At 70.9% G+C, this 17,987-nt stretch carries 14 protein-coding genes; 9 read left to right on the top strand and 5 right to left on the bottom strand.

Translation table 11 applies throughout. The features are described 5' to 3' along the window. The 6 genes from HMPREF0591_RS09385 to HMPREF0591_RS09360 form a co-directional block, all read left to right on the top strand. Positions 1-480, top strand: a 480-nt coding sequence (locus tag HMPREF0591_RS09385) for an adenylyltransferase/cytidyltransferase family protein (RefSeq protein WP_007168256.1), incomplete at its 5' end; no start/stop codon positions are given. 1 nt (position 481) lies between these two features. Continuing rightward, the gene (locus tag HMPREF0591_RS09380; protein WP_007168255.1) at positions 482-1,177 is read left to right on the top strand and encodes an SDR family oxidoreductase; all 696 of its coding nucleotides are present in this window, start codon (positions 482-484) and stop codon (positions 1,175-1,177) included. Then, a complete protein-coding gene (locus HMPREF0591_RS09375) occupies positions 1,174-2,139 on the top strand; it encodes a glycosyltransferase family 9 protein (protein WP_050790023.1) in 966 nt (321 codons plus the stop codon). The genes HMPREF0591_RS09380 and HMPREF0591_RS09375 overlap by 4 nt, the downstream gene beginning before the upstream one ends. Next, a complete protein-coding gene (locus tag HMPREF0591_RS09370; protein ID WP_007168253.1) occupies positions 2,136-3,437 on the top strand; it encodes a UDP-glucose dehydrogenase family protein in 1,302 nt (433 codons plus the stop codon). Before HMPREF0591_RS09375 ends, HMPREF0591_RS09370 begins: the two co-directional genes overlap by 4 nt. A gap of 230 nt (positions 3,438-3,667) precedes the next feature. Next, entirely contained in the window at positions 3,668-5,461 is a 1,794-nt protein-coding gene (locus HMPREF0591_RS09365; RefSeq protein WP_007168252.1) for a thiamine pyrophosphate-requiring protein, read from the top strand. Between the two features lie 4 nt (positions 5,462-5,465). After that, positions 5,466-8,372 carry an FAD-binding and (Fe-S)-binding domain-containing protein gene (locus HMPREF0591_RS09360; protein ID WP_007168251.1) on the top strand — a complete coding sequence of 969 codons (2,907 nt, stop codon included), beginning with the start codon at positions 5,466-5,468 and terminating at the stop codon, positions 8,370-8,372. Between the two features lie 16 nt (positions 8,373-8,388). Here HMPREF0591_RS09360 and HMPREF0591_RS09355 read toward each other — a convergent pair whose 3' ends face one another. Beyond that, entirely contained in the window at positions 8,389-9,051 is a 663-nt protein-coding gene (locus HMPREF0591_RS09355; protein ID WP_007168250.1) for a UdgX family uracil-DNA binding protein, read from the bottom strand. A gap of 63 nt (positions 9,052-9,114) precedes the next feature. Beyond that, entirely contained in the window at positions 9,115-9,675 is a 561-nt protein-coding gene (locus tag HMPREF0591_RS09350) for a hemerythrin domain-containing protein (RefSeq protein ID WP_040621493.1), read from the bottom strand. Positions 9,676-9,868: 193 nt separating this feature from the next. Here HMPREF0591_RS09350 and HMPREF0591_RS09345 point away from each other — a divergent pair, with 193 nt between their 5' ends. From HMPREF0591_RS09345 to HMPREF0591_RS09335, 3 genes are read left to right on the top strand one after another with little or no spacing between them, the layout of a single operon-like run. Then, positions 9,869-10,861, top strand: a complete 993-nt coding sequence (locus tag HMPREF0591_RS09345; RefSeq protein ID WP_157137492.1) for a hypothetical protein — start codon at positions 9,869-9,871, stop codon at positions 10,859-10,861. A 59-nt stretch (positions 10,862-10,920) separates the two neighbouring features. Beyond that, on the top strand, positions 10,921-11,919 hold the full coding sequence (locus HMPREF0591_RS09340; protein ID WP_007168247.1) for a sensor domain-containing protein: 999 nt from the start codon (positions 10,921-10,923) through the stop codon (positions 11,917-11,919). 10 nt (positions 11,920-11,929) lie between these two features. Continuing rightward, positions 11,930-12,898, top strand: coding sequence for an aldo/keto reductase (locus tag HMPREF0591_RS09335; protein ID WP_007168246.1), 969 nt, complete (start codon positions 11,930-11,932; stop codon positions 12,896-12,898). A gap of 92 nt (positions 12,899-12,990) precedes the next feature. Here HMPREF0591_RS09335 and HMPREF0591_RS09330 read toward each other — a convergent pair whose 3' ends face one another. From HMPREF0591_RS09330 to glgX, 3 genes are all read right to left on the bottom strand, one after another. Next, on the bottom strand, positions 12,991-13,776 hold the full coding sequence (locus HMPREF0591_RS09330; RefSeq protein ID WP_040621491.1) for an SDR family oxidoreductase: 786 nt from the start codon (positions 13,774-13,776) through the stop codon (positions 12,991-12,993). A 78-nt stretch (positions 13,777-13,854) separates the two neighbouring features. Continuing rightward, positions 13,855-15,609: a sensor domain-containing diguanylate cyclase gene (locus HMPREF0591_RS09325; RefSeq protein ID WP_007168244.1), complete on the bottom strand. Its 1,755-nt coding sequence runs from the start codon at positions 15,607-15,609 to the stop codon at positions 13,855-13,857. A gap of 172 nt (positions 15,610-15,781) precedes the next feature. Continuing rightward, positions 15,782-17,932: a glycogen debranching protein GlgX gene (gene glgX / locus HMPREF0591_RS09320; RefSeq protein WP_007168243.1), complete on the bottom strand. Its 2,151-nt coding sequence runs from the start codon at positions 17,930-17,932 to the stop codon at positions 15,782-15,784. Positions 17,933-17,987 lie beyond the last annotated feature (55 nt).

Here is a 17,987-nt window from a genome sequence, read left to right as displayed (position 1 = left end):
CCGGCCGCCGTCGACGCGGTCGCCCTGGCCGCGCGGCTGCGCCGCGACGGACGCGTCGTGGTCGCCACCGGGGGCTGCTTCGACCTGCTGCACACCGGGCACATCCGGCTGCTCCGCCAGGCCCGCGAACTCGGCGACGCCCTGATCGTGCTGGTCAATTCGGACGCGTCGGTGCGCGCGCTGAAGGGCGCCGGCCGACCGGTGATGCGCGACGCGGACCGCGCCCGCGTCTTGGCGGCGCTGGCCTGCGTCGACGGGGTGACGATCTTCGACGGCCTCACCCCGGAACGGATGCTGGAAACGCTGCGGCCCGACATCTGGGTCAAGGGCGGCGATTACGTCGCCGCCGAACTGCCCGAGGCCGACATGGTGTACCGCCACGGCGGCGAAGTGGTCATCCTGCCCACGGTGGCGGGTTACTCGTCGTCCCGTTTGATCGCCGCGGCGTCCTCCGGCCGCACCCCTACCGAAAGGTGTTGATATGACTGCACACTCACTCGAAGGCGTACTGATCTCCGGCGGCTCGTCGGGCCTGGGCGCGGCAACGGTGGCCGCCGTGGCGCGACGCGGCGGCGTACCGCTGGTGATCGACAAGAAGCCACCGGCCACCGACGTGCCCTATGCCGCTTGCGATCTGGCCGACACCAGCGCGGTCGCGGCCGCCGTCGAGTCGCTGGCCGAGCGGGTGGGCGGCAGGATCACCGGCGTCTTCACCGCGGCGGGCATCGACTCGTGCGGAACGCTCGAACAGGTGCCGGCCAAGGAGTGGGAGCAGGTCGTCGCCGTCAACCTGGTCGGCACCGCGGCCGTCGTCCGCGCCGCCCTTCCCCACCTGAGGGCGACCGGGGGGCGCGTCGTCACCTGCGCGTCGACGCTGGGCATCAAGGCCGTCGGCGACGCCACCGCTTACTGCGCGTCGAAGTTCGGGGTCGTCGGCTTCACGCGCGCGCTGGCGGCCGAGCTCGCCGGCGAGGTGGGCGTGACGCTGCTCATCCCCGGCGGCATGCACACCCCCTTCTTCGACGGGCGCACCGAGCAATACAAGCCGCCGGCCGACGCCAAGCTCAACCAGCCCGAGGACGTCGCCGAGACGGTGCTTTTCGCCCTTTCCCAGCCGGCCGGATGCGAGGTGCGCGAGTTGGTGGTGTGCGCCTCCACGGAGTCGTCGTGGCCTTGACGCTCGAGGCGGGCGCCGACGTCGGCGGGGCCGACAGCATCGTAGTGTTGCGCGCGCTGGGTTTGGGTGACCTCCTCACCGCGGTGCCCGCGCTGCGCGGCCTGCGCCGGCGCTACCCGCGGGCCCGCGTCATGCTGGCCGCCCCGGACCGCTACCGCGAGCTGGCGCTGCTCACCGGCACGATCGACGAGCTGCTGCCCACCTCGTGCCTGGGCGACGTGCAGCCGCTGCCCGGACCGCCGGCGCTGGGCATCAACCTGCACGGCTGCGGACCGGAAAGCATCGACCACCTGCTGGCGTGGGCGCCGCAGAGCGTGCTCACCCACCGCCACCGGCGGCATCCCGACCTCGACGGGCCGCCATGGTGCTCGGATGTGCACGAGGTCAACCGCTGGTGCACGCTGCTGGAGTGGGGTGGGATCCCTTGCGACGCAGACGATGTGCTCATACCGCGGCCGCCGGGGATTCCGTTCGACCAGACCGGGGCGGTCGTGATCCATCCCGGCGCCTCGGCGCCCGCCCGGCAGTGGCCCGTGGACCGCTTCGCCGCGGTCGCCGCGGCGCTCAGCGACGACGGCCACGAGGTCGTCATCACCGGGTCCGCCGGGGAGTTCGACCTGGCGCACCGGGTCGCCCGCACGGCCGGCCTGCCCCGCACCGCGGTGATGTCCGGGCTCCTCGACCTGCCCGCCCTGACCGCGCTGGTCTCCGACAGCCGGCTGGTGATCTGCGGCGACACCGGCCTGGGGCATCTGGCCGCGGCGACCGGCACCGCGTCGGTGGTGCTGTTCGGCCCCACCGCCCCCGAGCGTTGGGGCCCGCGCGGGCCGGCACCGCACGTCGCGCTGTGGGCCGGCGGTGTCGGTGATCCGCACGCCGCGATGCCGCACGAGGGGCTGCTGATGATCACGGTTGCGCGGGTGCTGGCCGCCAGCCGCCAAATCCTGCGGGAGACGGCATGAGTGAGCCGCTCGTCGGCGTGGTGGGCGTCGGCTACGTCGGTCTGACCACCGCCGTCTGCGTGGCCGACCGCGGGCTGAACACCGTCGCGGTGGACATCGACCGCGATCGGGTGCGCAAGCTGGCGGCCGGCATTCCGGTCATCGACGAGCCGCAGTTGCCGAAACTGCTCCGCGACGGGCTGGCCCGCGGCCGGCTGAGGTTCAGCGAGGACTTCGGCGCGCTGGCCGACCGCGACGTCGTCTTCGTCTGCGTCCCCACCCCCAGCGCCGACGGCGGGCGGGCGGACCTCGGTGCGGTGGAGTCGGTGATCGACCTGCTCGGCGGCGTCCTGCGCCGCGGCGCCGTCGTGGCGCTGAAGTCGACGGTGCCGGTCGGCACCACCTCGGCGATGGCGAAACGGCTGCACCGCAAGGATATTCGCGTGGTGACCACCCCCGAGTTCCTGCGGGAGGGACGAGCCGTCCACGACTTCCGCCACCCGGACCGGCTGGTCATCGGCAGCCACGACGAGACGGCGGCGCAGCTGGTGCGGCGGTCCTACGGGCTGGAACCCGAACGCGTGCTGTGGATGAGCCCGGAGAGCGCCGAGCTGGCCAAGTACGCCAGCAACGCTTTCCTGGCCGTCAAGCTGTCCTACACGAATTCGCTGGCGGCCCTGTGCGCCCAGGTCGGCGCCGACATCGACGACGTCACCGGTTGCATGGGGGCCGACCGCCGGATCGGCCCGGAATTCCTGCGCCCCGGCCCGGGCTGGGGCGGGTCCTGCCTGCCGAAGGACACCGCGGCGCTGGTGCACACCGCGCGGCGGCACGGCGTCCCGTTCGCCGAAGTCGAGGCCGCCCGGCGAACCAATACCGCTCAGCCGCAACGCATCGTCACGGCCCTCAGGCAAATGATCGGGCGGCCCGTCCGGGGTTGCCGGATCACCGCGTTCGGCCTGACGTTCAAGGCGGCGACCAGCGACACCCGCGACTCCCCCGCGCTCGCGGCATGCCGGGAACTGTCGGCGGCCGGAGCGCACGTCATGGGTTACGACCCGCAATTGCCCAACATCGACCCGGCCGCCCTGCGGGCAAGCGGGGTGACCGCCGTCGACGACCCGTACCGCGCCGCCAAGGCGGCCGAGGCCATCGTGGTGCTCACCGAGTGGCCGCAGTTCCGCGACCTGGACTGGCGCGTGATCGCCCGCGACGCGCCGCTGGCCGTGGTGCTCGACGCCCGGAACTCACTCGATCCGGCCACGGTGGAAAAAGCGGGCCTGCTGCACCTCGGAAACGGTGTGCCGCAGGGCTTTTAGCGGACGGCCGCCGGCCGCCGGCGGCCGCCACGGGAAAACGGACGAATAACCGCGGGGATCGCGGGTATGCACCGTCTTGTGGGAAGTGCTCTCGCCGCCCATTCGCGCCAGGCTGCGGTCGAAACAGACGGCCGCGGGCCATCGCAGCAAACCACGATTGATCGTGGCGCCTGCGCCGGCCGGCGTACGTAGCGAACATCAACGAGAACCGTCTGTCGAGGAGGACATCAATGGCCAAGCAAGAGGTCTCGGACTACCTGCTGGAGCGACTGCGGGCGTGGGGCGTCGAGCAAGTGTTCGGTTACCCCGGCGACGGGATCAACGGCCTGCTGGCCGCGTGGGCCCGCGCGGGCAACAAGCCGAAATTCATCCAGGCGCGCCACGAGGAGATGAGCGCCTTCGAGGCGGTCGGCTACGCGAAATTCACCGGACGGGTCGGGGTCTGCGCGGCGACGTCGGGGCCCGGCGCCGTCCACCTGCTCAACGGCCTCTACGACGCCAAACTCGACCACGTCCCGGTGGTGGCCATCGTCGGCCAGACCAACCGCACCGCCATGGGCGGCAACTACCAGCAGGAAATCGACCTGCTGACCCTGTTCAAGGACGTCGCCAGCGACTACGTCCAGATGATCACCGTCCCCGAACAACTTCCGAACGTCTTGGACCGCGCGATCCGGATCGCGATGACCCAGCGGGCGCCGACGGCGTTGATCATCCCCAGCGACGTGCAGGAGTTGCCCTACTCACCGCCCGAGCACGCATTCAAGATGGTGCCCTCCAGCCTGGGCATCGAGTACCCGTCCATCGCGCCCGACGACGCGGCCATCGCGCGCGCGGCCGAGGTCCTCAACGCGGGCAAGAAGGTCGCCATGCTGGTGGGCACCGGCGCCCGGGGCGCGCACGCGGAGCTGGGCGAGGTCGCCGACCTGCTCGGCGCGGGCGCGGCCAAGGCGCTGCTGGGCAAGGATGTGCTCTCCGACGAACTCCCCTGGGTCACCGGCTCGATCGGTTTGCTGGGGACGCGACCGAGCTACGAATTGATGCGGGACTGCGACACGCTGCTCACCGTGGGATCCAGCTTCCCCTACACCCAGTTCATGCCCGAGTTCGGACAGGCCCGCGCGGTGCAGATCGACGTCGACGGCCGCATGATCGGGATGCGCTACCCCTACGAGGTCAACCTGGTCGCCGACGCGAAAACCGGGCTGCGCGCCCTCATCCCGCACCTGCGCCGCAAGGAAGACCGGTCCTGGCGCGAGACCATCGAGAAGAACGTGGCCCGCTGGTGGGAGACCATGGACAAGGAGGCCCACGTCAGCGCGGACCCCATCAACCCGATGCGGCTGTACTCCGAGCTGTCCCCGAAGCTGCCCGACGACGCCATCGTGACGGCCGACTCCGGGTCGGCGGCCAACTGGTACGCCCGCAACCTGCGTTTCCGTGGCAACATGCGCGGCTCGCTGTCCGGCACCCTGGCCACGATGGGGCCCGGCGTGCCCTACGCGATCGGGGCCAAGTTCGGCCACCCGCGCCGGCCCGTCATCGCGTTCGTCGGTGACGGCGCCATGCAGATGAACGGCATGGCCGAGCTGATCACGATCAAGCATTACTGGCAGGAATGGGAGGACCCCCGGCTGATCGTCGCGATCCTGCACAACAACGACCTGAACCAGGTCACCTGGGAGATGCGCGCCATGGCGGGTTCGCCGAAATTCGCCGAGTCACAATCGCTTCCCGACATCGACTTCGCCGCGTTCGCCGCAAGCCTGGGCCTCGGCGCAATGACCATCAAGGACCCGGAGGAACTCGGGGACGCGTGGCGCACGGCGCTGTCGGCGGACCGGCCTACCGTGCTCGACGTTCACACCGACCCCGACATGCCGCCGATCCCGCCGCACGCCACCTGGGACCAGTTCAAGTCGGCCACGGCGGCGGTGCTGGGCGGCGACGAGGACCGCGTCGGGTTCGTCAAGGTCGGCCTGAAAACCAAGGCGCAGGAGTTCATGCCGCACAAGAAGGGTTGAGCGCATGGCAACGAAACCGCCGACGCTTTTCGAGGCGGCGGCCGCAGACCTGCGTGACGCCGTCGACGGCGAGATCCGATTCGATCCCGGATCCCGCGCGGCCTACTCGACAGACGCGTCCAACTACCGGCAGGTGCCCATCGGCGTGGTGGTGCCGCGGACCCCGGAGGCCGCGGCCGAGGCCGTCCGGGTCTGCCGCCACCACGACCTGCCGGTGCTGTCCCGCGGCGGCGGCACCAGCCTGGCCGGGCAGACCTGCAACGCGGGGGTGGTCATCGACTGGAGTAAGTACTGCACCCGTATCGAGTCGGTGGACACCGAAGCCGGCGTGGCCGTCGTGCAACCGGGCATCAAGCTCGACGCGCTCAACGACCAACTGCGCGAGTCGGGCTGGATGGTCGGACCCAAGCCGTCGACCCATGTCAGCTGCACGATCGGCGGGATGATCGGCAACAACTCCTGCGGTTCCAGCGCGCAGGCGTACGGCAAGATGGTCGACTCGGTGCGCCGGCTCGAGGTGCTGACCTACGACGGGCTGCGGATGTGGGTGGGCCGGACCGGCGAGGACGAGCTCGAACGGATCACCGCCGAGGGCGGCCGGCGGGCCGAGATCTATCGCGCGCTCAAGGACCTTGCGGACACCTACGCCGACGACATCCGGTCCACCTACCCGCGCATCCCGAGACGGGTCTCGGGCTACAACCTGGATTCGCTGTTGCCGGAGAACGACTTTCATCTGGCAAAGGCCTTGGTCGGTTCGGAGAGCACGCTGGTGACGGTGCTGCGCGCCGAGGTGACGCTGGTCCCGGTTCCGGCGGCGAGCGCGCTGGCGGTCCTGGGTTTCGACGATATCGCCGCGGCCGCCGACGCGGTGCCCGCGATACTCGAGCACCAGCCGGCCGCGCTGGAAGGGCTGGATCACCGCCTGGTCGAGCTCGAGCACTCGCGGCGGCTGGCCGAGAAGGCCTTGCGGCAGTTGCCCGATGGCAACGCCTGGCTGATGGTTCAGCTCGACGGCGACGACCAGGAGGAAGCCGACGACAAGGCCAAGTCGATGGTCGAGGCGCTGCAGAAGCAGACGGACGCCGACGCCCTGGTGCTGGACGACCCGAACCGCAAGAAGGAGGTCTGGGCGGCGCGCGAGGCCGGGCTGGGCGCCACCGCGTACCCGCCCGGCGGACCGCCGACCCACGAGGGCTGGGAGGACGCCGCGGTCCCGCCGGACCGGCTCGGCGACTACCTGCGTGACTTCCGCAAGCTGCTCGACCGCTACGACTACGGATCCGCCTCGCTGTACGGGCATTTCGGGCAGGGCTGCGTCCACACCCGGATCCCGTTCGTGTTGTGGACGGCCGAGGGAATCGCCAAATTCCGCGCCTTCGTTGAGGATTCGGCGAGGTTGGTGGTTGGTTACGGCGGTTCGCTCTCGGGTGAGCACGGCGACGGTCAGTCGCGCGGAGAGCTGCTGCCGATCATGTTCGGCGAGCGCGTCGTCGGTGCTTTCGAGCAGATGAAGGCGATCTTCGACCCGACCAACCGGATGAACCCCGGCAAGGTCGTGCACCCCTACCGGCTCGACGAGAACCTCCGCAAGGGGGTCGATTTCCGCCCGGCCGAACCCGCCACCGTGTTCGCCTACCCCCACGACGACCATCGTTTCTCCCGCGCCGCGGACCGCTGCGTGGGCATCGGCAAGTGCCGCGGGGAGGAATCGGGCGTGATGTGCCCCAGCTACCGGGCCACGCAGGAGGAGGAGCATTCCACCCGCGGGCGAGCGCGGTTGCTCTTCGAGATGGTGGAGGGCGACGTGATCACCGACGGGTGGCGCTCCACCGAGGTGCACGACGCCCTGGATCTCTGCCTGGCGTGCAAGGGCTGCCGCAGCGACTGCCCCGTCAACGTCGACATGGCGACCTACAAGGCCGAGTTCCTCTTTCACCACTATCGGCGCCGCATCCGGCCGATGGCGCACTACTCGATGGGCTGGATACCGCTGTGGGCCAGACTCGCCGCGGTGGCACCGAACCTGCTCAACACCGTGACCCACACACGCGGGCTGGCGACGGCGGTCAAGAAGGCCGGTGGCATCGACACGCAGCGCCGGATGCCGGACTTCGCCGACGAGCGGTTCACCCGGTGGTTCGGCCGCCGGCCGGCCACCGCCGGCCCGCCCGCGCACGCCCGGTCGCGCGGACGGGTTCTGCTCTGGCCGGACACGTTCATCAACAACTTCGACCCCGCGGTCGGCAAGGCCGCGGTCGCGGTGCTCGAGGCCGCGGGCTTCACCGTCGAGGTCCCACGCCGAACCGTGTGCTGCGGGCTTACCTGGATCTCCACCGGCCAACTGACGACCGCGAAACGCGTTCTGCGCCGCACACTTACGGCGTTGCGGCCGGCCCTGCAGGCCGGGACCCCGGTGGTGGTGCTGGAACCCAGTTGCGCCGCGGTGTTCCGGTCCGACCTGCCCGAACTGCTCTACGGTGACGAGGACGCCCACCGACTGGCCGACCAGACCTTCACCCTGGGCGACCTGCTGGCGGAAAGGGCACCCGACTGGGAGCCCCCGCCGGTCAGCGCCCGCGCCGTGGTCCAGCAGCACTGCCATCAGCATGCGATCCTGGGCTACACCCACGAGCGGCAATTGCTGGACCGCGCCCGGGTGGACACCGACATCCTCGACGCCGGGTGTTGCGGCCTGGCAGGCAATTTCGGTTTCGAAAAGGGCCACTACGACGTGTCGGTGGCGTGCGCGGAAGACAAGCTACTGCCGGCGCTGCGCGACGCCGACGCCGACGCGCTGGTGCTGGCCGACGGGTTCAGCTGCCGCACCCAGATTCGCGAGCTGGCCGGCGACCGCCGGCCGATGCACCTAGCGCAGGCCCTCGCGGCGCGCCTGCCCTTCCGGGACTAGCGACACGACTAGCGGCTCAGGGGCCGGTGACGACTCCGGAACTCGCACTGCGCAAGTCGTCGACGAAGAGCCGGTAGGCCTCGTCATGCCGGTCGCTGCGGTCGCGCAGCACCGCCGACGGGTGGACCGTCGCCACCACGACGGGCTCCGGCTCGACGTCGGCCAGGGCTGCCGGCAGCCGCAGCTGTCGTCCCCGCTCGGCGGATACCCGAAATGCCGCACCCAGTAGGGATTGCGCGGCCGTCGCGCCCAGGCACACGATGACCCGGGGGCGCACCGCCTCGATCTCGGCGATCAGCCAGGGCCGGCACGCGACGACCTCGGTGCGCCCGGGCTTTTGGTGGATTCGGCGTTTGCCGCCCTTGCGGGTGAACTTGAAGTGCTTGACCGCGTTGGTCTCGTAGGTGCATGCCGGGTCGATGCCCGCCTCCTCGAGGGCCCGGTCGAGCAGTCGCCCGGCCGGCCCGACGAACGGCTCACCCGCGCGGTCCTCCCGGTCCCCCGGCTGCTCGCCCACCAGCATGATGGGTGCGCCCGCTCGCCCGCGGCCGAACACGGTCTGGGTGGCGTCGGCGAAAAGCTGGCAGCCGCGGCAACATTCGGCCGCCGCTCGCAGCGCGTCCAGTCCGCGCTCCGCGGGCAGGTAGCGGTCGGCGCCCGGCGCCTTGGTCGCGGTCATGGTGGTCCTTGCCGAGGGCAAGGGTGCCCCCACTCGCGGGCGGGGGCACCCCATCGGGTCGTGCTAGCCCTTGCCGACGATGGCGTCGCGGGCGCGGTCGAGCATCGCCGCGAACGGTCCGGCGGCCATGTTGGCCGCCGGCGACTCGACGCCGGCGTGCGGCCGGGTAGGCGCGATCGCCTCGGCGAGCTTGGCCGCGCGGCCCATCCGTTCCAGCTCGCTGCCGCTCAGTTCCTGGCCCAGCTTGGAGAACTCGTCGTGCTCCTCGTGCTCGGCGTGTTCGACGACCGCGTCACGCAGCTCGGTCAGCAGGCGGGTGAACTCCGCGCTGTCCACGTCGAGCTTCTCCAGCTTCTGCAGGACGGTCTTGGCCTCGTGCTCTTCGTGCAGTCGCTCGTCGACCACCGCCGCGCCGTCGGACAGCTTCCGCTTGGCCCGTGGGTGCACGACTTCCTCTTCGGCCGTCTCGTGCACGGCCAGCAGCCGGCGGAGTTCGACGAACGCCTTCTCGCGTTCCTTGCCCGACGCCGCCAGCGTTTCGGCGAACAGGGATTTGATCTGCTGGTGTTGACTGACAAGAAAGTCGACCACATCGGTGGGCGACGTGATGGCGCTCTGAGCCATGGTGTCCTTCCCATCTCTGGTTTCGCGCGCGGGCTGTTGCGCGCTCCTGTCGGCTACCCGACGAAATGCGGGACCAAACGGGTAGGCGGCCCGGCAGTGGGTAGTCACAACCCGGGTCGCGAAACACGTCGCGAGAAGGAGAACGCTTGTGGCCACCGGTGTCCGCAGTCGAGCAATCGTCTTCGCCGCGCTCATGGTGACGGCCGGCTGCGCAGCGCCGGGCGCATCGTTGGAAAGCGCGCCCGACGTGATGGTGTGGTCGGTCGCCGCGCCCCTGCGCGAGCCCGTGTGGTCGTACCGCACGCACGCCCTCGTCGCGCTCACCGGGGATCACCGACTGGCCGAGGTGACCGCCGGTGACCACCCGGGGGACGCCAAGACCCGGTTCTCGGCGCCCATGCCGGTCGGCCGCAACCTGCAGATCAGCCGGAAGGACGATCGCATCGTGTTCGTGCCGCAGCCCGAACGCGGCCGGGTCGCCGAGGTCGACCTCCAAACCCTGCGCCAGGTCGGCGATTTCGGTGCCGGCCCGGCCCCGGCGTACCTGTCGGAAGACGGCGGAATGCGCGTCCTGCTCGCGCTGTCGTCGGACGGAACGTCGGTGACCCCGGTGGACCAGTACGGCTTCCGGAAGCTCCCGACGGCCCCGGTCGCCGGTGAGCCCGCCGACACGATCGACGGCGCCAACCGCGGCCGCGAGATCGAATACCACACGTATGCGCCGTCGGGCATCCGCCATTACAAAGGGCCGTCGTCCCCCGCCGAAGAGCGCGGCGCCCTGCGGATGAACGTCGCCGTGTCGGCGGGCGACGGCACGGCGGTCACCCGCAGCTACGTCGCCGGCCACGACGACAGCACGCTGTACGCGGTGGACTCGCGCCGCGGCGGCACGGGCCTCACCGTGCTGGCCAGCACGCGGCTGCCGTCCGCGATCCGCGAGCTCGGCACCGACGACACCCGGATCTACGCCGCCACCGACCACGAGGTGGCGGTGCTCGAGACCGAGAGCGTCATCGGCTTCCCGGGGAAGACGATCCCGGTGATCCGCGTCATCGGCTACCGGGCGGGACTGCCACCGGCGGCCCGGTCGGCGCCCCTGTCGGGCATGGCGATCGGGCCCCATCGGGTCTACCTGACCCTGGCGGGCGTGCCCGACGTGGTCAGCGTCGCCAAACCGCGGCTGTGACGCCGCGCCGGATCGTCGGCTACATTGCGGGCAGGTGCGGCCGGTAAGGAGGCGCTGGCGTGACCGACCCGCAGGACCGGTATTGGCAGAACCCCTACACCTATGACCCGCTTGGCCGGGTGCCACCAGAACCGCCCCCGATACCACCGCCCGCCCCCGCGCCGCCGCCCGCGCCGTACCGGCCGCCCGTCAATGTGCTGGCGACGTTGTCGCTGGTGTTCGCGTTCGTGTTCGCGCCCGTCGGGGCGATCCTGGGGCACGCCGGGCTGGCGCAGATCCGCCGCACCGGCGAGCTCGGCCGGGACCGCGCCCGCGCGGGAGTGGCGCTGTCGTACAGCTTCATCGCCGTCGCCGTCGTCGCGCTGGTCGCGTGGGCTGGCCTGGGCGCGGCCCCGTCCCCCCGGACCGCTGCGCCGGCCACCACGTCCGCGAGCGCGGCACCCCCGACGTCCCCGGGCCCGGTCGCGCCCGACGCCCTGGCCGCGCTGCTGCCGGGCGCCGACGCCCTGAAGACCATCACCACCGACCAGAACCTGGAGGCCGGCCAGACATGGAACAACCCGGGCCGATCCAGCGCGGAAGGCGCCATCGACCGCCCGGAGTGCTGGGGCAGCGTCGCCCCCGGAACGCCGGACGCCTACACCGGCGACGTCGCCGGCTACCGCGCGGCGGAGTTCCGCGACTCGCACACCTTCCTCAAGTCCACCCAGGTCATCCAGGCGGTCGTGGCGTTTCGCGACCCGGCGGCGGCGCAGTCCCAGCTGGCGGAGTTGCTGTCGGGATGGCGCCAATGCGGCGGTTCGACCGTGACGCTGACGCCGCCCAACGGCGAGGCGCTCCCGTTCGCGGTGGGCGAGCCCGCCGACGCCGGCAACGGCATCACCACGCTGGACCTGGCGCCCAAGGGTCGGCAGATCCGCTCGGCCCGGGCGCTCGCGGCCAAGGCCAACGTGATCGTCGACCTGATGGTCTCCTGTAGCGGCACGACGGACAGCAGCCAGCCGCGGCTGGCCGGGGTGGGCATCGCCACCTACGTGCTCGGCAAGATCCCTGGCTAGGGTGGGGCTCATGAAGTATGTCGACGTCGACGGGGTGGGCCGGGTCAGCCGGATCGGCTTGGGCACCTGGCAATTCGGGTCACGCGAGTGGGGTTACGGGGAGGACTACGCCTCCGGCGCCGCGCGCGACATCGTGCGCCGCGCCCGCGCCCTGGGGGTGACGCTGTTCGACACCGCCGAGGTGTACGGCCTGGGCAAGAGCGAACGGATCCTCGGCGAGGCGCTCGGCGACGAGCGCGCCGACGTCGTCGTGGCCAGCAAGATCATGCCGGTCGCGCCGTTGCCCGCCGTGGTCAAGCAGCGCGCGCGGGCCAGCGCGCGGCGGCTGGGCCTCGACCGCATCCCGCTCTACCAGATTCATCAGTCCAACCCGGTGGTCCCCGACACGGTGATCATGCCCGGCATGCGCGACCTGCTCGACAGCGGCAGGATCGGCGCGGTCGGCGTCTCCAACTACTCGCTGGCGCGGTGGCGGAAGGCCGACGCCGCGCTCGGGCGTCCGGTGGTCAGCAACCAGGTGCACTTCTCGCTGGCCCACGCCGGGCCGCTGGAGGACCTGGTGCCCTTCGCCGAGCGGGAGAACCGCATCGTGATCGCCTACAGCCCGCTCGAGCAGGGGCTGTTGGGCGGCAAGTACGGCCTGGGCAACCGCCCCGGCGGCATCCGGGCGCTCAATTCGCTGTTCGGCACCGAGAACCTGCGCCGCGTCGAGCCGCTGCTGCAGACGCTGCGCGACGTGGCGACCACGGTCGGCGCCCAGCCGGCTCAGGTGGCGCTGGCCTGGCTGATCAGTTATCCGGGCGTCGTCGCCATCCCGGGCGCGTCCAGCGTCGAGCAGCTCGAGTTCAACGTCGCCGCGGCCGACATCGAGCTGCCCCCGGACGCCCGCGAGGCGCTGACCGGCGCGGCCCGCGCCTTCCGCCCCGCCTCGGCCGGGCGTTTCCTGACCGACCTGGTCCGCGAGAAGCTGGGCCGCTAGTTTTGCGCCGAGATTGCCGTTAGGGCTGTGGCCGGCCGTCGACAACAGCCACCACGGCAATCTCGGCGCAGACCCGCTGCGCCGCAGCGGGGCTAGGACTGCGCCGGCACGGAATCCGCGAACGCCGCCGGGCTGGCCGGCGCGCCCCTTGCCACCACCACCGGCATCGAGGTCGCGGCGTTGGTCCGCAGGATGGTGTGCACCACGTCGATCAGGTCCTCGACGGGCATCAGCTTGCCGGGCATGCAGCCGCGGGAGGCCCACAGCGGGACGGCCTTCATCGCGAGGTCCATGTCCCAGCCGGCGTTCATCCCCGTCGCCGCGTCGCCCTCGCCACCCGGGCACTCCCCGACGATGAAGGTGGTGAAACCGATATCGGGGTGTTCGGCCCGCCACGCGTCGACCATCCGCTCGAGCGCCGCCTTGCTGACGCCGTACGCGCCCAGGCCCGGCCACGGCGGCCCGAACGTGCCCGCGTCGGACGACAGATAGACCGCCTTGCCCGCCGACACCGTCAGGTGGGGCACCGCCGCCGCCGTCACCAGCGCCGCGCCGATGACGTTGGTGTCGAAGATGCGCCGCCACGTGGCCGCGTCGGTGTCGACCATGCGGACCAGGGGCCCGACGGCGGGGGTGTAGACGACGTTGTCGATGCCGCCCAGGGCGTCGGCGGCGGCGGCGATCGCCGACCGGCACGACGCCTCGTCGGTGACGTCACATTCGATGGCCATCGCGCCCGGGCCGGCCTCCTTGGCCGCCGCCTCGATGCGTTCGCGGCGCCGGGCCAGCAGCGCGACCTGGTCGCCGCGCTGGGCCAGGCCGACACCGATGCAGCGACCGAGCCCGCTCGAGGCGCCCACCACGACTGTCCTTGACATATTTGCCCTCTCTTGTAACGAGCTGCCGTGGGCAAAAACCTACCCGATGTCCCCCGGCGCAGGGCGATGACCGGCCGCCTAATTCCGGACGACGGTGTTCTTATCGCCCAACTTGGCCCGGTACATGGCCGCGTCCGCCCGGGCGGTGATGGTGTCGACGGAGTCGCCGGGAACGGCCACCGTGGCGCCGATGCTCAGGGTGGCGTGCAGCGCCTCGCCGGCCACGTCGATGGGCTCGGCGGCACGACAGCGGATCTTCTCCGCGATCTGGGTGACCTCATCGATGCTGCCGACGCCGGGCAGCAGGACGAGAATCTCGTCGCCTCCGGTCCGGCCGACGGTGTCCCCCCGGCGGACGCTTTCCCGGATCCGCGCGGCCAGGGTGGCCAGGACGAGGTCGCCGGTCCCGTGTCCCCAGGTGTCGTTGATCTCCTTGAACTGGTCGACGTCGCAGAACAACACGCCGAGACACGTTCCGGCGGGTTGCGGTTGCTCCAGCGCGGCGGCGAGCCGGCCCATGGCCTCGGCCCGGTTGACCAGGCCCGTCAGGGTGTCGAACGTGGCCAACCGTTCCAGTCGCTGCTCCGCCTTCACCTGATCGTCGACCATGCGCACCGCGGCGATCATCCCGTCGGTGTTGCCGTCGGCGTCGACGTAGGGTTTCCCGTGGCCCTCGACCCAGTGGTACGTGCCGTCGGCCGCCCGGACCCGGAACCGTTGCAGGACCGCTTCGCCGGCGGCGACCCTGCGCAGCGCGGCGACGACCGCCCGCGCGTCCTCCGGATGGATGTGGTGGTCGAAATCCGAGGCGTCCCAGCCCCCCGGCGGCCGGCCCAGCGCGGCCTCCACCGACGGCGAGACCCACGCGATCTCGCCGTCGCGCAGGTGCACGATGATGTCGACGGCGTTGTCGGCGATGAGGCGATAACGCGCCTCGGCTTCGGCGCGCTCCTTGCTGACCAGCTCCTTCTCTATCAACAGTTTCTGCTCGCGCTGGATGAAGAAGAACGTGATCGCCCCGACGATGGCGGTGCCCAGCATTATCGAGAAGGTCCACTCTGCTTGCTGGCCCAGACCGAGCCGCAGGAAGACCGGCCGCGCCAGCGCGACCACCACCGGGAAGCCGGCGAGGGTGGCCGCCAACCGAAGCAGCGACTTGCGGTCGGGACGGGCGAGCAGCCAGGCGACCGGGAACCGGTCGGGGCGCGTCAGCGACGTCGCGGCGGCGAGCAGCAGCAGCGCCACCGCCGTCATGATCGCCTGGCCGGTCGACGGCGAGTAGCCCACCAACGCCAACGCGTTGAACAGGTAGGCCCCCACCGTGACGAACGGGACGGCCCCGCCGGCCGCCATGCAGGCGGGCCAGATCACCCGGGTCCCGCGGTCCACCCGGATCAGCGCCGCGGCGGCCGCGAGGAACACGGCGGACACCGCCGTCTGCGGGCTCGGACGGCCCGGCCAGGTCTGCTGCGCGGTGCGCACCGCGTCGCCGAACCACATCACGTCCAGGCCGGTCGAGCGCCCACCGGCGGCGTACTCCAGCAGGGTGATGGCGGCGAGGGCACCCACCACCACGGCCAGGCCGCGCCCGGCCCACACCCGGCCCCGCGACGGGTGGCCGGACTGCACGAGGATCGCCGTGCTCAGCGCCCCCAGCCACAGCGCGGTCCACGGCATCACCTGCGGCCAGCTCGCATTGATCCGGGTCAGCCGGTCGATGCCGGACGCCCAGCCCACCCACGTCGCGGCGGCGAGGGCGAAAACCACCAGCATGGCGGCCCGTCGGACCCAGGCCACGTCGTTCAGGCAGGCCTCGGGGCTCGGCCTCGGCATCGGCGACCCCTTCCTCCCCCGGGCTGCGCAACGGACAGTATGCGCCGAAGGTCGGCCGGTCACTGGGGCACAAGGTCATCAATCTTGGGGCGCAAGGTAACTGGCGCGGGGTAACCGGCGCGGCGCGCGATGCGGCGCACCGGTCGCGCCGCCGGGCGGCTCGCCCGGCTCGTCAGGCCCCGTCGGGCGCCTGCAACACCACGGCGGTGTGCGCGTCCACGGTGAGCGTGCCTCCCCCGGGCACCTCCTCCGCGGGCGTCTCCTCCTCGGGTCCGGTGAAGACCACCAGCTGCCAGGCCGCGCCGAATTCCTTTGCGGGCAAGGTGAATTCGATCGGCTCGTAGTGGGCGTTGAAGCACAGCAGGAACGAGTCGTCGAACACCCGCTGTCCCCGGGCGTCGCGGTCGGGGATGCCGTGCCCGTTGAGGAACACCGCGACGGATTTCGCGAATCCGGCGCCCCAGTCCTCCTCGGTCATCTCGGTCCCCTCGGGGGTGAACCAGGCGATGTCGGGCAGGCCGTCCTGGCCCCTGCGGCCCAGCGGCTTGCCGGAAAAGAACCGGCGCCTGCGGAAGACGGGATGGTTGGCGCGCAGCGCCGACACGAGGCGGGTGAACTCCAGCAGGCCGTTGTCCGCGCTCGACCAGTCGATCCAGGTGAGCTCGTTGTCCTGGCAGTAGCCGTTGTTGTTGCCGTTCTGGGTGCGGCCCAACTCGTCGCCGTGGCAGATCATCGGCACGCCCTGACTCAGCAGCAGCGTGGTGAGGAAGTTGCGCTGCTGGCGGGCGCGCAGCGCGTTGACCTCCGGGTCGTCCGTCGGCCCCTCGGCACCGCAGTTCCAGGACCGGTTGTGGCTCTCGCCGTCGTTGTTGTCCTCGCCGTTGGCCTCGTTGTGTTTCTCGTTGTAGGACACCAGGTCACGCAGAGTGAAGCCATCGTGGGCGATGACGAAGTTGATCGAGGCCACCGGCCGGCGCGCGGTGTGCTCGTAGAGGTCGGCGGATCCGGTCAGCCGGTAGGCGAACTCGTCGAGCGTGGCCGGCTCGCCGCGCCAGAAGTCGCGGACCGTGTCGCGGTACTTGCCGTTCCATTCGGTCCACTGCGGCGGGAAGTTGCCGACCTGATAGCCGCCCGGCCCGACGTCCCACGGCTCGGCGATCAGCTTCACCTGGCTGATCGTCGGATCCTGTTGCACGAGTTCGAAAAACGTGGCCAGCCGGTCCACGTCGTAGAACTCGCGGGCCAGCGTGGCGGCCAGGTCGAACCGGAAGCCGTCGACGTGCATCTCGAGTACCCAGTAGCGCAGCGAGTCCATGATCAGCTGCAGCGCGTGCGGGTGCCCGACGTTGAGGCTGTTGCCGGTGCCGGTGTAGTCCATGTAGTACCGCTTGTCGTCGTCGACCAGGCGGTAGTAGGCGGCGTTGTCGATGCCCCGCATCGACAGCGTCGGGCCCATGTGGTTGCCCTCCGCCGTGTGGTTGTAGACCACGTCGAGGATGACCTCGATGCCCGCCTCGTGCAGCGCGCGCACCATGGCCTTGAACTCCTGCACCTGCCCCCCGGGCGAGGTCGCGCTGGAGTATTTGAAGTCGGGCGCGAAGAAGCCGATCGTGTTGTAGCCCCAGTAATTCGAGAGGCCCTTGTCCACCAGGGTGGAGTCGTTGGCGAAGTGGTGCACCGGCATCAGTTCGATGGCGGTGACGCCGAGGCTCTTGAGGTGCTCGATGATCACGGGGTGCGCGACGGCCGCATACGTTCCCCGCAGCTGCTCGGGGATGTCCGGGTGGGTCTGCGTCAGGCCCTTGACGTGCGCCTCGTAGATGACCGTGTCGGCGTACTGGTGGTCCGGCGGCCGGTCGTTGCCCCAGTCGAAGTAGGGGTTGATCACCACCGACTTGGGCATGAAGCCCGCGGAGTCGTCGTCGTTGCGGCTGTCCGGGTCGCCGAAGTTGTAACTGAACAGCGCCTGGTCCCACTCGAACGAGCCGTCGATGGCCTTGGAATAGGGGTCCACCAGCAGCTTGTTCGGGTTGCACCGCAGGCCGTTCTGCGGGTCGTAGGGGCCGTGAACGCGGTAACCGTAGCGTTGGCCGGGCTCGATGCTCGGGATGTAGGCGTGCCAGACGAAACCGTCGACCTCGGGCAGCGTGACCCGGCTCTCGACTCCGTCGGCGTCGAACAGGCACAGCTCCACCCGCTCCGCCACTTCGCTGAACACGGCGAAATTGGTGCCCGCGCCGTCGTAGGTCGCACCGAGGGGGTAGGCGCGGCCCGGCCACACCTCTCCGGTGGGCGTGGGGGCGGAGGCTTCTGCGGATGTCATGGCGCATTCAATACCCTGCGGGCCCAACCCTCAAACGGCCGCGCAGGAAGCCTTG

Origin of the sequence: Mycobacterium parascrofulaceum ATCC BAA-614 (assembly GCF_000164135.1) — a bacterium.
GTDB lineage: Bacteria > Actinomycetota > Actinomycetes > Mycobacteriales > Mycobacteriaceae > Mycobacterium > Mycobacterium parascrofulaceum.
This window is presented reverse-complemented; position numbering and strand designations above follow the sequence as displayed.